Consider the following 13,076-nt stretch of genomic DNA (forward strand, 5'->3'; position numbering starts at 1 on the left):
ATGTCAGATATTTTACGCTTTACATTTTGACAGGTATTGTCTAATCAAATTTATCATAGGCTTTGCTCCCACAATACACTTTAAAATCTTGATATTAGTTACAATCCTTTATGAACGATGTGGTATTTGACTCTTACATGTGGTGATCATAAGCGCGAGGTGGTAACGAATAAGTCAGATAAAAGACAATCTTCAAAACAGTTTAAGAAAACGACGTTACAAATTGGGATAAAACAACATGATAATTTATTATACTCAGTAGCATAATAAATTGAATTGAAATATACTAATGTTAGTAATTTTGACAAAAATGCAGCACTATTAACGGACTTTTATGAAATAACCATGGCTGCAGGATATTATTTCAGTCAGTTTCACAAAGATTGGAAAACAGAGGGTATATTCGAGTTATTTGTGAGGAAACTACCCAAAAATAGATCATATTTGGTAACTGCAGGATTACAGCAAGCGGTAGAATACATTTCAAATTTTACTTTTAACAAGGATCAAATAGACTATTTAAAATCTCTAGATGTTTTTAGAAAAGTAAGACAAGATTTTTATGATTATTTGCTTGAATTAGAGTTTACTGGCGACTTATGGGCAGTTCCAGAAGGGACAGTTCTATTTCCCAATGAACCAATACTTAGGATTGAAGCTCCAATTATAGAAGCACAGCTTTTAGAAACTTATCTATTATCTACAATCAATTTTCAAACACTCATCGCTACAAAAGCTTCTAAAATTCATAATATTGCAGACAATAAGCCAATAATTGAATTTGGTTCGAGAAGGGCACACGGTCCACAAGCTGCTCTTTTAGCTGCAAGAGCTTCTTTTATCGGAGGATGTGCAGGTACATCAAATACTCTAGCAGGCATGCAGTTTGGTATACCTGTTTACGGCACCATGGCTCATTCGTTTATTATGAGCTTTGAAAGTGAAATTATAGCGTTTAAAGAATTCCAAAGACTATTTCCCGATGGTTATCTTTTAGTAGATACCTTTGATACGTTAAATGCTATAAAAATAATTATCGAAGAAGGAATATTACCAAAAGGAGTAAGACTAGATAGTGGAGACTTGTTGTATCTAAGTAAAAAGGTAAGAGAAATGCTGGATGCTGCGGAGGATACCAGATATAGGAATACAAAAATTATGGCAAGTGGCGACTTGAATGAAAGCATAATAAAAGAATTACTCAAAGATAAGGCTCCAATAGATAGTTTTGCTGTAGGCACTGAGCTTAGTACATCGCGAGATAGCCCGGTACTAAACGGCGTATATAAAATGGTCGCCATTCAAGTACAAAGAAAAGACAAATCAGATCCTAAGCAATAAGGATATAAAATCGCCTACTGTTATTACTGCAGATACTGACAGAAATGTTACCATCTATAAGGTAAAAACAAGTCCCGGTAAACACACATTCCCAGGTCCAAAGCAAATTCACCGAATTATAGATGATAAAGGGATCTGGGTTGAAGATATAATTTCGCTGGCAGACGAACCCATGAAAGGATCTTTGCCTCTTTTAGAAAAGATTATTGAAAATGGTTCTATTGTAAAATCTCTACCACCATTAGCGGTGACACAACAATACCACAAGAAACAAATTCAAATGATCCCGTTTCTGACAGAAAAAGATCAAGAACAAAGTTTTCCTGTATCTTACAGTCAAAAATTGGTAAACTTAGCAAAGGAATTAGGAAGCATATAGATTAAGGCAAGAGCAATTAGAAATTGAAGGAGTAGTAGTAGTAGTCACATACACCTATATACATTATCTTTTCCACCCTCCTTATCATATAGATTTAGTCGAAATAATTGCAGCTCAGAAATACTATCGAGATGACGTGGGAGTAACATACTATATTTATCAAAGAAATATAATGTATTTTTGTCAAAAGGATAGATAAAAGAGAAATTGCAATTATAATTTTTTTTATAATAATACTTAAAATAGATTATCTCTGTTTCAAGTTATGAAAAATATTGCAATAAATGGGTTTGGGCGTATAGGTAGAACTTTTTTGAGAGCAGCATTGAAGGATGACGAGTTTAATAAAACGATTAATGTTACTGCAATAAATGATCTTGGAGATCTAAATTCTCTAGCTCACCTTTTCAAATATGATTCAGTGTTTGGAAAGTTTGATGGCACAGTGATTGCAGACAAGGATAATAACTGTCTGATAATAAACAATCACAAAATAAATATATTTTCTGAAAAAGATCCGCAGTTGTTACCGTGGGACCGTCTCCAAATCGATGTAGTGTTGGAATCAACTGGCAAATTTAAAGACAGGGACGGAGCCAGCAAGCATCTCAAGGCAGGAGCAAAGAAAGTAGTAATTTCGGCTCCCGCAAAAAACCCTGATGCAACAATGATCTTGGGAATAAATGAAAAAGTGTATGATGCGCATAATCACAATATAATATCTATGGCATCGTGTACGACCAATGCTCTTGCGCCCGTAGCCAAAATAATCAATGATAAATACGGAATAGTAAAGGGATTTATGACAACAGTTCATGCATTCACAAATGATCAGAATCTTCTGGATTTGCACCACAAGGATATGAGGAGGGCGAGATCCGCAGTAGAATCCATAATTCCTACTACAACCGGTGCCGCAAAGTCCATTGGAGAGGTGATTCCTGAACTGAAGGGAAAGTTAGACGGTATGGCTTTAAGGGTACCAGTTAGCGATGGCTCTATAATAGATTTAGTAGTAACCTTAGAAAAAGAGGTTACGGATAATGAAATTAACACCACGTTAAAGGAAGCTGCGCAAGGAAACTTTAAGGAAATATTATCATATACAGAAGATCCAATAGTATCATCTGACATAATAGGAGATCCTCATTCATCTATCGTTGATGGTCTTAGCACTATGGTATTAGGAAAGAAAAGCAACACAGTCAAAGTTTTGTCTTGGTACGATAATGAATGGGGCTTTGCATCTCGAATGGTTGAATTGATAAAATTTATCTTATCCAAAATGGACAAATCTTAAATACACTATATAATTATGATTTCATAAATGTGATTGAGATATATTTTTGGAATATATCCCACCTTCACCTTCACCTCATCCCATTATATATCGAAATATGTAGGTGTTAATAGATACACATTTCTAATCAGTAGTAAAGAAGGTACTAATTCTTATCTTAATAGAGGCACAACATAATCAGCATATGTAGACTGTCGTCATTACTCTCCTCTAGGAAATGTGTCTGGAAGGTCCTTATCTTCAACTTGCTTGATGTGTAATGGATATAAAGCATTGCTGACATCAATAAACAATAACGCGTCATATCTCAAAGGCAGTATTGTTGGAACATAATTGCCATATTTTTCATATTGAGGATTGTAAACTACTCCTATAGCTCGCTGACCTCGAGTTTCATAATGTTCATCATAAATAGCATTATCTCTAACCTTTTGTAGAAGATTATTAAGGTAAGAGTCCCTCTCAAAAACGATTGTTTTATCCCTATTTTCGTTGTCTGTCTCTTCTTCATCGAGATTATGTAAAAAGTGATCCCAACTATCTTCCATGGCCTTGGGCATGTTCATTATTTCCATTCGTGCTCCCCATTCTCTGGCTGCAATAACTGTACCTTCAAAAGTACTAAATCCGATCAAAACAGTATTTTGTACTCCCTTCTTCTCTCTGACAAGTTGACCAATATTTATCATACCCGAAGGCGACATGTCTGTAAACCTTGCATCTCCAATGTGGGTATTATGAGCCCAAACTATTGATTTAGTTCTTTTATTAGTGCTTCCACTGTTACTGTGAAAAGTAACTAATCTTTCTAAGGTATCCATCATGTGAGTATCTCTCAGGTTCCAAGAATTCACATCCCCTCTAATCATTGTTCTGTAATAATTTTCAGCATCTTTTACAATTATTGCATTTTGTTTTGCATTAAAGTATTCTTCCTTATTTTGATGATTCTTGCCAAGCGTTGCATGTCTGCTCCTTAATGCTACTAACATATCAATTACTTCCTTTTCACAATTCTTGGGTACAAATGCTGTTGCCCGAGCGTATGCTTCTACTTCCTTGTTGTATGGTTCAAAGCAATTATAGGCTTTAATGGCATCCTTTAGCAACAAGGGATCTACCCTCTTAAGGTATTGAATTATTTCTTCCATCGACTCCCATAAACTATAAAGGTCTAACCCGTAGAAGCCCACCTTGTGATCCTCACCATCGCCTGCATTTTTGTTATATTCTTTTAACCATTCGACTAACTCAATCATTTCTATATTTGCCCACATCCATGTGGGCCATCTATTAAAAGAGTAAAGCAGCTCTTTTGCAGTTTTATAGATTTCAGAATTGCCTTTCACGTACCTGTTTACCTTATAACAATCGGGCCAATCTCCCTCTACTGCAATAAATGAAAAACCTTTTTCTTTGATCAATCGTTTTGAGATCTCACTGCGCCATTTGTAAAATTCAGAGGTGCCGTGAGATGCTTCTCCCAACAAAACGTATTCTGCATCACCGATTCTATCTAATAAAAAATCTATATTCTTTGGACTCTCTAATAAATCATAATCAAATTCTATATTCATTATTATATTTAAAATAAAGCAGCTCAGGAGAAAAAGATTTTCATCTTAATATTTAGAAGACAAGAAAAAACATCATAAAAGTAATTTGTTATTATTATAATTGTATCAAATATAATATAGGTCAAATAGACTTGTTTGTCTACACCTTTACTGATGAAGTAGATCTAAGTGATAATCGAAAGGACAGCTAGTCGATATTACTCCATATCCTGTGCATTTTCTTTAAATCTTTGTCTATCTTTCTAAATTCGCTTGAGAATAGATTAATAGGTTTAGACAATCGATCATTATCACTACGAGATGTTGAATCTGAAGTATCTTTTTCTGAAAGTGCAGTTGAATTAAATCTTCCGTTAGGTAGGACAGGATTTGATTTTCCAGGAACATATGGATAGAATTTGGAGCAGCTGATGTCGGTAAAGTTTTCTTTTTCTTTTTCTTCTTTTTCTTTCTCTACTTCCTCCATAGGAACCAAGATGGCACTCTTTTAAATATACTTTTATAGTAAAGTTAATTCTATGCACCAGAAAATAACTTTGATAATAAGATTAATCTATGATTTAGGCCATTAGATGAAAATGTGAATGAATTGCAACAACAAAATATGTGCGATTTTTCTGCAATTGGTAGACTGTCAGCGATCACATTATATACATTTCTACTCCGATTGTCTTTTTTTCTTTTAACTAATTCAATAATAAAACTTGCTTGTAAATTATATATTAAAATGATACCTTCTCATAATCTCTTTTACTTCATTGTCACTTACCTGATCAAACCTTTGATAGAATTGACCAACTGCAGAAAAATCTTGTGGAGAATACAGGACAATCACCTTATCTGCGATTGTGCTTAAAATATCAACAGTTTCAGATGTTTTTGGTGCTACAGGAACTGCTATGATTAATTTGTTATATGAATAGTTCTTTTCTAGCCACTTTGCTGATGCTGTAATTGTTGCACCCGTTGCTATTCCATCATCTACTAATATTATAATTTTGTTGTTTAATTTATCTGCATAAGAAGTGGTTCCTCTAAACTCCATCAATCGCCGATTAATTTCCTTTCTTTGAAATTCAATCTCCTGTTCTAGATACTTTCGAGAGATTGGCAAGATTTTTAGTATCCTTTCGTTTATAAAAAACGTGCCATCTGGCATTACTGCACCAATAGCCAATTCTTCGTTTGATTCATGTCTAATTTTTCTTGAAACTATGACATCAAGTTCGCACTCAAAATGGGATGCAATAACATTGGCTAGTACGATTCCTCCTCTTGGGATCGCTAAAACTATTAGGTCCTTATTTGAAAAAGTAACATTTTTTTGCTCATATTTTAAATAACCTTCTATCTCTTTGGCGAGTTTATAGGCAGCGTCATTTCGATCTTCAAATAGAGTACTCATAATCAGAATATATGAGAATATGCAGATAATAAAGTTGTGCTCAGACAATAACATAGTAACAATTTAGAACCGCATAAAATGAAATGATATGATAGTAAACAAACATACAAATCAAAATATTTGATTTGAGAACTTTATATTGATTACCTCTTATAGGTCTAATCCCAGCAGCCATCGCCGCCACTATCACCAATATCACCACTATTTTATCTAGAAAAAAGAGAAGAGAAGAAAGGATTCCATTTTCTGACTGATTTTAAAGATAATGATTTACGGAAAGTGACGAAAGATCGCAGACCAGACTATACCCGCTAATATGTCAAAAATAAAAGCATTTAATCTGATAATCTAATGGTAACACTGAATGAATGAATAAATAAATAAATAAATTTTACCAGTTTTAATAATGCATATGAATAGCCTTCACAGGATTCATATCAGTGAAGATACCATAAAAATTCCCATAAACAACGAGTTTCTTGAAGGAAATCTCAATTTTATAAGCAAATCGCAAAAAATGGTTGTTTTCGCTCATGGTAGTGGTAGTGGACGTCATAGTCCAAGAAACAAATTTGTATCAAGAATTTTGAATGAGTGCGGCATTTCAACACTACTTGTTGATTTATTAACTGAAAATGAAGAACGTATAGACAATATTACCGCTGAATATCGATTTAATATTCCTCTTTTGGCTGATAGGCTTACGTTAGTAACTCAATTTCTTGTTAATCACCAGGTACATCAAAAACACACAGCAAAAGAAATAGGGTATTTTGGAGCAAGTACGGGTGCTGCTGCTGCACTAATAGCTGCAGAAAAAATGAAGAATGTAATAAAGGCCGTTGTATCTAGAGGTGGAAGAGTAGACCTCGCTCACACGTATGTATCTACCGAAAACATAGTCTGTCCTATATTATTTATTGTAGGAGAGAATGATGAGCCGGTTATAAGATGGAATAAATATGTATTAGAAAACCAGCTTCCTAATGTAAAGCATAAACAGATTATCATAATACCTGGGGCGTCACATCTTTTTGAGGAGCCTGGAAAATTAGAAGAGGTTGCAAAATATGCTGCGGAATGGTTTACTAAACATCTATAGAATAGATCTAAATTAAATTCGGAAGGGTAGAAACGACTACAATGTGTGGTATTGATCTTTATCAATACTGGGATTTGTGCTTTTTGATTCACTAAAGTCAAATAGAAGTTCTAGCTAGGTGTTTATCAAAATATGTCAATTGAAACAAAGAAAGATAATAAGAATAAGGAAGGGATTTCTCGGAGGATCGATACCATCTTTGATAATTTTAGAGACGAATTAGAAAGCACTATGAAATGGCCACTTAGTTATGATTTGGGATTTCCTATATTCTTTGATGAGAAAGAGAGTAGAAAAGCATTATGTGATTTAATTGACAAGGACGATAGATACGAGGTACAATTGGAAATGCCCGGTATTGATAAGAAGAATATCGATATCAAGGCAACTAAAAATAGCATTGAAGTAAGCACAAAGCAATCTGAAAAAGTCGAGGAAAAAGATAAAAACTACATTTACAATGAAAGATCTTTTAAATCTGTATATCGCGCTATTCCTTTAAGAGGAAATTGTTCAATCAAAAATTAGCGCGAAACTTAATAACGAAATACTGGAGAACAATTTACCAAAGTTCCCACAGTTATTTCAAAGGAGGAAACGAAAATAGCGGTAGAATAATTTAAATTTAGAATGTTGTTAGACTTTAAAATTGTGCTATCAAATTTAATACAATAATCTGCAAATTATATCATTCCTAATATTTTTCCAGATTGTTTCAATATATAATAATGTAGAGTATAAATCAGCAGACGAAGTTGCTTTTACACTACTAAAACAATCCCCTATTGCATTTTATTGTGATTTAATATTATATTATTTATCTATCTATAAGTCATTACTTTTTGATTGTCTTTATTAGCATTTCGTATAAATAATCTGCCTTTTTTATCCGAATCAGTTCTATTATCTGGAATATCAACAAATCTTTATTTAACCAAAAAATTTAAAATGAATTGATATATACCTACAGAGGGAAAAAAGACCTGTACAATCGTTCATATTGAATATACTATCACGTCTACTAAAATACAATAGCAAATAACCGATTGACTAAACAGGTTTAAGATGTTTATTTCCGGAATAGCAAAGAGATAAAACATCTTCAAAATATGAAATAGAAATAATAACTTGGACGATAAGTATATGAATAAAAATAATATTAACATAAAGTGCAATGACTGCCGATATCGAAGAGTCTACCTCTAATTCTAATTCCAATGACTACAAGTATAACGAATCAATTAAGAATGCTTTTCTTTTTAAGAAACAAGAAGTTTCGAGATTATTGGACGAACAATTGTTAACCGAAAAAGCGCTTATCAAAGAAATAATTACAGAAACTTTTACTAAATTGGATGCAATATACGATAGTTTCGTATTGAGTTATAGCGATACTCACGGTCAAATTTATGAAAAGAACATCGTAAAGGATGTCTTGGATTCGTATTTGATGGGACTAAAGGAAATTCGAGCAAAACTCAATTCTGTTCTTCCATTTAAAGAAGTACAGATCAGTAAATTGGAGAGCGAGGTATCCAGGATCGAAAAAATCATTGAATGGAATAAAAACAAATTTTAAGTATCTGAGGTTTTAACAGTTTTAAATTTTGGTTTTCCTTTAATTAGTAAACCGACATCGCTTGTTTGTCTGGTTACCATTTCGTGCTAACTTATCTTTATTTTGAAATATGGTTATAATAAAAGACATAGAGGTTCCTAGAACCTTAGACATATGTTCAAAGAAAGTTATTGTGTAATTCACTTTATGAGTATTGTATTAAGGAATTTTATCCTTGTGGTGAAGGTAGTCCAACTCAAATATAAAGAATATTTCCTTTTCTTAAAATAAGACCAATAAATTGCTGCGATATCAAATAGGAGAGTAATGGTACTGAATGAATAATAAATAGGATTTTGAGACCACACTATCCGAGCTAGCGAATGTAACCTTAGAGCATGAAAAGATAGCAAATATGGACATTAAAAAAATCCTCGAAAAGTAGGACTAGGATCATTATCTATATGGTCTTTGAGGATACTGTAGGGTACGTATCTAAATATGGTAAAATTATCAAAGATAAAAGAAAAAAGGTACTATTTTACCCAGATATTAGCGAATATCCAATATTTACATAATTGATACAATAAAAAGTATGGGATATGACAATTAATGCTCTGAAAATATGTCACTATTATGATAATACAAATAATTATCGAGATTATTTGAGTAGAATGTTGTTGTTACAGAAACTTATAACAAGCCGAACTACTTCTCTTAGAGTATGTTGAAAACTGAAGAAAAGCTAAAAGATGAGATAAATGTGAAAGATAGATTGGAAAATCCTAAATTAGTAATAATTTTTTGTACAAAAAACTCTGAGACTACTATTGAGAATGCCATATCAAATGCCAGACAAAGTAAATATGATCCAGATATTATTGTAGTTGATGGCTTTTCTACTGATAATACTATTAATATTGCAGAGAGGTTGGAAAGAACAACGGTGATACAACAACCATTAAAAAAATATCCAGGCAAGGGAATAGCCATGAGAGCAGGCTTAGAGGAAGCATTGCATGGCAAATATTCAAATAAAAAAAATAATTTAGATAATGCTAATAAAGATAACACCAAAAGTCACAACAGATATGATTTGGCTCTTTTTCTTGATTCAGATATAAAGAATCTTTCAAGAGATTGGGTGGACTTACTGGTTGCCCCAATTCTCGAAGAAGGATACGATATGACTAGAGGATATTATGATAGACATCCCAGAGACGGAGCTGTAACAAAATTAATTGCAAGGCCCATGCTTGAAGTTTTTTTTCCTGAAGCACGACAATTTAAGCAGCCTTTAAGCGGAGAGGTGTGTGCAGCCATGAAAGTCTGGGATAAATTAATAGAACATAACAATAGAAGTCAAACACCTGATGGCTGGGGTATCGATATATGGTTTTTAATTGAGACATTGATGAGTGGATTTAAGATAAAAGAGGTATACATGGGATTTAAAGATCATACGTCGCTTGATACTTATAGAGAAGAGGTCGGAAACCTGCGTATAATGGCTGAACAGGTTTCCTTTACTGTATTAAATGAGGCTGTAAAGTATAACAGGTTAGACAACTGTAGAAATGTCGAGCTCTAGAAATTATTAGGTTTATAATGTATTATGTGTGAAACTTCCTCTGTTCCTTAAGAGAGAATAGTACCAAGTAAAATACATAGAAAATTAAACCGTCGGATAAGCAAATAACTGCAAGGAAACTGGTCTACAAAGAGAATGATACAAATATTCTGCTATATCCTTTCTCAAAGCTTTTGGTGATTATTAAATTCATGTATCTTGTCTAATGCCTTTTCAATTGATTTGTCGACATCAATTAATAATCCATCAAGGGTTTTATTATCAAGTTCATTTTTCTTAATCCACTCCAGTTCACTATTATAGTATTTCATCCACGAATATGCCCTTTGAATAATTTGGAATAATTTGAAATCTAAAAGAGATTGTTTTCCAGCAGTTATAACTGCATCCCACATATCAGTGAGAAATGGTTTATAGTCTTTATATTGCAAGGATTCATTTACAAATCTTTTCCTGTGTTCCAAGTCATCTTCAATGAATTTTAGAATATTTTTCAAAGATTTTTCGTCTTCTTTCCTATTAGATCGCTGATACGCCCAATGTTCAATATATATGGAAAACCATATTATTCCAGCTAATAGAACCATTTCTATTATTAAAGAGTCCCATTGTATAGCCATCTATGTTTTCTTTAAAACTCCTTCATGCGTTTTAGTTACAAGTCTTTTACATCCTGCTAAACAGTAGCGAGAATTCTATTTATTTTGTGCACTCACAAATCTTTATGATCGTATCTAAAAGATATGAATATTTTAAATTATCATTTGGGCGCTGTTAACTTAACTTAAAATCTATAGCTTGAAGATGCTCTATTTCAGTTATGTTAAGCAAAAGAAACAGAACACCTTCGTTAGATATTGAACGTGCTTTGTATTTGTATTTTCTGGGATTATCAACCAGAGGCGTTGCCAAAGCAATGTTCTTTCTACACAAAGTCAAGAGAAGTCATGTAGCCATATGGAATTGGATTCAGAAACATAATCATCAAAGGATATTATTAAAGAGGAAGAAAATTTCAGAGTACATAGTAGATGAAACCATTATTAAGGTTGGTTCAGAATACATCTGGCTCTAGGTAGCAATAGAGCCTAAGAACAGGCAAATTCTCGCACTATCTATCTCCAAGGAAAGAAACATGTTCATTGCTGAGAGATTCTTATCAGGTCTAGTTAAAATTCATGGAAAGCATCCAGTATCAACAGATGGTGGAACATGGTACCCTCAGGCTTGTAGGTTCCTAAAGATAAGACATCATATTCATTCTCCTTTAGAGAAAAGATTGATTGAAAGAACTATGCAATATATTAAGGATAGGACTGAAAAGTTTCGATGATTACTTTCCATGTCGAAAAGCAAACTGTAAACTAAATCATGTGATAAATTGGTTGAATCTATTTGTATGTGAACACAATAAGGATATAATGGCTTAAGTTAATAGAGCCTTGGCTTTTTACATCAATGTCTTATTCCATCGCAAAATCAGTCTGATAGCCCTTTTTTAATTTTCTATTTTAACATTCAAGTTAGGGAATTAATACTCCCCTTCCAACTATCTGACCGTCTTTCAATAGATTTATTGCTTTGTTAACATCATCTAAATTAAATTTAGTGGTGTTACTTTTGATCTTCCCATCCTTTAACAATTCTATAACCTCTCTCAGTTCGTTGTAATTGCCCCACAAGGATCCAAGTATTCTATATTCGTTTAGCACGGTTGAAGCTATGGGAATTTTAGCAGCAGTCCCAAATAATCCTACTACTACTATTGTACCACCTTTTGCTAAAATGTTGATAGAATCATAGAATGTTCTGTCAGTTCCTACACAATCAATTATAACATCAAGCATCTTTCCCTCTGTTTCAGTCCTGATTCTGTCAACCAAATTTTCAGTAGATTGTATATTAATTTGATAATCAGCGCCGCACTTGCTAGCAAGTTCTAATTTGCTGTTGGATCTATCAAGAGCAAATATTTTAGAACCACTGCCCAAGATTTTGGCATATTGAACAGCATAGGAGCCTAATCCTCCTATTCCAATTATTCCAATTTTTTTTCCAGGTCCAAGAGTACTCTTTACCTTCTTTATGGCTCTATATGGTGTCAAACCCGCATCAGTCAAAGGGGCCAAATTCTCAGGATGTACTCCTAAACCAGCTACATTAACCAAGAATCTGTATGAAGGAACAAGAACATATTCTGAAAATCCTCCGTCAAAACTAGATAGTCCTGGCCATTTAGCAAAGGAACAAAGCTGCTCATCTCCAGACTTGCAATATATACATGATCCACAACCCCATCCGCCAAAAACCGCAACCAAGTCACCAGGTTTGACAATATTTTCAGGTACTGATTTACCAACTTCTTCTACCCATCCTGCTATCTCGTGTCCTGGAGTCTTTGGTAGATTTAGCGGAAGAATATCTTTCCATTCTCCGTTGATAAGATGCAAATCGCTATGACATAATCCTGTAGCCCCTACCTTAACAAGTACTTGCTCATCTCCCCTTATGGCAGGTTTGGAAATATTGTCTAATTCCAGTGGTTTGTTATATTCATGAATCCTTGCAGATCTGATTGACCCTTCCATTGTTGTTATTTATATTGAGCATAGAAAAGTTTTGTCGATTGTTAATTTTCAAACAAGTGCTTTAATTCAATTCTTTGTCCTTCTTTTATTCTTTAGCATTCTTCAATACCTCGAGACAGGTTGCAAAACGATCTAAATAACGTAGTTAAAGCCATTTCTAACTTACTAAATATTTATGATTAATCTCTATTAACCAACGAAATAAAGTAAGGTAAATTTACGTAGGATAGTATCA

Annotated in this window: 14 protein-coding genes; 9 read left to right on the forward strand and 5 right to left on the reverse strand. The window is 33.4% G+C overall.

All coding sequences use genetic code 11. The features are described from left to right. Nucleotides 1–276: 276 nt before the first annotated feature. The 3 genes from pncB to gap all read left to right on the forward strand — a co-directional run bounded on the left by pncB (nucleotide 277) and on the right by gap (nucleotide 3,020). Nucleotides 277–1,341: a nicotinate phosphoribosyltransferase gene (gene pncB / locus ACMT7R_RS06745; RefSeq protein ID WP_415310855.1), complete on the forward strand. Its 1,065-nt coding sequence runs from the start codon at nucleotides 277–279 to the stop codon at nucleotides 1,339–1,341. A 172-nt stretch (nucleotides 1,342–1,513) separates the two neighbouring features. Continuing rightward, a complete protein-coding gene (locus ACMT7R_RS06750) occupies nucleotides 1,514–1,720 on the forward strand; it encodes a hypothetical protein (protein WP_415310856.1) in 207 nt (68 codons plus the stop codon). 265 nt (nucleotides 1,721–1,985) lie between these two features. Beyond that, nucleotides 1,986–3,020, forward strand: a complete 1,035-nt coding sequence (gap, locus tag ACMT7R_RS06755; protein ID WP_415310857.1) for a type I glyceraldehyde-3-phosphate dehydrogenase — start codon at nucleotides 1,986–1,988, stop codon at nucleotides 3,018–3,020. A gap of 200 nt (nucleotides 3,021–3,220) precedes the next feature. Here gap and ACMT7R_RS06760 read toward each other — a convergent pair whose 3' ends face one another. From ACMT7R_RS06760 to ACMT7R_RS06770, 3 genes are all read right to left on the reverse strand, one after another. Further along, nucleotides 3,221–4,597, reverse strand: a complete 1,377-nt coding sequence (locus tag ACMT7R_RS06760) for an erythromycin esterase family protein (RefSeq protein ID WP_415310858.1) — start codon at nucleotides 4,595–4,597, stop codon at nucleotides 3,221–3,223. Nucleotides 4,598–4,784: 187 nt separating this feature from the next. Beyond that, nucleotides 4,785–5,063 (reverse strand): hypothetical protein, encoded by a 279-nt coding sequence (locus ACMT7R_RS06765; RefSeq protein WP_415310859.1) that lies wholly within the window; start codon nucleotides 5,061–5,063, stop codon nucleotides 4,785–4,787. A gap of 249 nt (nucleotides 5,064–5,312) precedes the next feature. Then, on the reverse strand, nucleotides 5,313–6,002 hold the full coding sequence (locus ACMT7R_RS06770) for a phosphoribosyltransferase (RefSeq protein WP_415310860.1): 690 nt from the start codon (nucleotides 6,000–6,002) through the stop codon (nucleotides 5,313–5,315). 412 nt (nucleotides 6,003–6,414) lie between these two features. Here ACMT7R_RS06770 and ACMT7R_RS06775 point away from each other — a divergent pair, with 412 nt between their 5' ends. The 4 genes from ACMT7R_RS06775 to ACMT7R_RS06790 all read left to right on the forward strand — a co-directional run bounded on the left by ACMT7R_RS06775 (nucleotide 6,415) and on the right by ACMT7R_RS06790 (nucleotide 10,253). Beyond that, the gene (locus ACMT7R_RS06775) at nucleotides 6,415–7,104 is read left to right on the forward strand and encodes a dienelactone hydrolase family protein (RefSeq protein WP_415310861.1); all 690 of its coding nucleotides are present in this window, start codon (nucleotides 6,415–6,417) and stop codon (nucleotides 7,102–7,104) included. Nucleotides 7,105–7,236: 132 nt separating this feature from the next. After that, nucleotides 7,237–7,632 (forward strand): Hsp20/alpha crystallin family protein, encoded by a 396-nt coding sequence (locus ACMT7R_RS06780; RefSeq protein WP_415310862.1) that lies wholly within the window; start codon nucleotides 7,237–7,239, stop codon nucleotides 7,630–7,632. Between the two features lie 646 nt (nucleotides 7,633–8,278). Further along, complete coding sequence (locus ACMT7R_RS06785) at nucleotides 8,279–8,683, forward strand: hypothetical protein (RefSeq protein ID WP_415310863.1); 405 nt, start codon at nucleotides 8,279–8,281, stop codon at nucleotides 8,681–8,683. 703 nt (nucleotides 8,684–9,386) lie between these two features. Beyond that, entirely contained in the window at nucleotides 9,387–10,253 is an 867-nt protein-coding gene (locus ACMT7R_RS06790) for a glycosyltransferase (protein WP_415310864.1), read from the forward strand. Nucleotides 10,254–10,417: 164 nt separating this feature from the next. Here ACMT7R_RS06790 and ACMT7R_RS06795 read toward each other — a convergent pair whose 3' ends face one another. Continuing rightward, nucleotides 10,418–10,873 carry a hypothetical protein gene (locus ACMT7R_RS06795; protein ID WP_415310865.1) on the reverse strand — a complete coding sequence of 152 codons (456 nt, stop codon included), beginning with the start codon at nucleotides 10,871–10,873 and terminating at the stop codon, nucleotides 10,418–10,420. A gap of 200 nt (nucleotides 10,874–11,073) precedes the next feature. Here ACMT7R_RS06795 and ACMT7R_RS06800 point away from each other — a divergent pair, with 200 nt between their 5' ends. Continuing rightward, a complete protein-coding gene (locus ACMT7R_RS06800) occupies nucleotides 11,074–11,328 on the forward strand; it encodes a hypothetical protein (RefSeq protein ID WP_415310866.1) in 255 nt (84 codons plus the stop codon). A gap of 60 nt (nucleotides 11,329–11,388) precedes the next feature. Then, nucleotides 11,389–11,586 carry a hypothetical protein gene (locus ACMT7R_RS06805; RefSeq protein ID WP_415310867.1) on the forward strand — a complete coding sequence of 66 codons (198 nt, stop codon included), beginning with the start codon at nucleotides 11,389–11,391 and terminating at the stop codon, nucleotides 11,584–11,586. Nucleotides 11,587–11,776: 190 nt separating this feature from the next. Here the strand turns inward: ACMT7R_RS06805 and ACMT7R_RS06810 are convergent, their stop codons facing one another. Then, the gene (locus ACMT7R_RS06810) at nucleotides 11,777–12,841 is read right to left on the reverse strand and encodes an NAD(P)-dependent alcohol dehydrogenase (protein WP_415310868.1); all 1,065 of its coding nucleotides are present in this window, start codon (nucleotides 12,839–12,841) and stop codon (nucleotides 11,777–11,779) included. Nucleotides 12,842–13,076: the final 235 nt, after the last annotated feature.

This window comes from Candidatus Nitrosocosmicus sp. FF01, assembly GCF_047711275.1.
Lineage (GTDB): Archaea > Thermoproteota > Nitrososphaeria > Nitrososphaerales > Nitrososphaeraceae > Nitrosocosmicus.

Coding starts and splice junctions, on each gene's coding strand:
- ACMT7R_RS06790 (WP_415310864.1), top strand. CDS start 9,387: ATGTTGAAAACTGAAGAAAAGCTAAAAGATGAGATAAATGTGAAAGAT.
- ACMT7R_RS06785 (WP_415310863.1), top strand. CDS start 8,279: ATGACTGCCGATATCGAAGAGTCTACCTCTAATTCTAATTCCAATGAC.
- ACMT7R_RS06750 (WP_415310856.1), top strand. CDS start 1,514: ATGAAAGGATCTTTGCCTCTTTTAGAAAAGATTATTGAAAATGGTTCT.
- ACMT7R_RS06805 (WP_415310867.1), top strand. CDS start 11,389: ATGTTCATTGCTGAGAGATTCTTATCAGGTCTAGTTAAAATTCATGGA.
- ACMT7R_RS06795 (WP_415310865.1), bottom strand. CDS start 10,873: ATGGCTATACAATGGGACTCTTTAATAATAGAAATGGTTCTATTAGCT.
- ACMT7R_RS06760 (WP_415310858.1), bottom strand. CDS start 4,597: ATGAATATAGAATTTGATTATGATTTATTAGAGAGTCCAAAGAATATA.
- gap (WP_415310857.1), top strand. CDS start 1,986: ATGAAAAATATTGCAATAAATGGGTTTGGGCGTATAGGTAGAACTTTT.
- ACMT7R_RS06770 (WP_415310860.1), bottom strand. CDS start 6,002: ATGAGTACTCTATTTGAAGATCGAAATGACGCTGCCTATAAACTCGCC.
- ACMT7R_RS06800 (WP_415310866.1), top strand. CDS start 11,074: ATGTTAAGCAAAAGAAACAGAACACCTTCGTTAGATATTGAACGTGCT.
- ACMT7R_RS06775 (WP_415310861.1), top strand. CDS start 6,415: ATGAATAGCCTTCACAGGATTCATATCAGTGAAGATACCATAAAAATT.
- ACMT7R_RS06810 (WP_415310868.1), bottom strand. CDS start 12,841: ATGGAAGGGTCAATCAGATCTGCAAGGATTCATGAATATAACAAACCA.
- ACMT7R_RS06765 (WP_415310859.1), bottom strand. CDS start 5,063: ATGGAGGAAGTAGAGAAAGAAAAAGAAGAAAAAGAAAAAGAAAACTTT.
- ACMT7R_RS06780 (WP_415310862.1), top strand. CDS start 7,237: ATGTCAATTGAAACAAAGAAAGATAATAAGAATAAGGAAGGGATTTCT.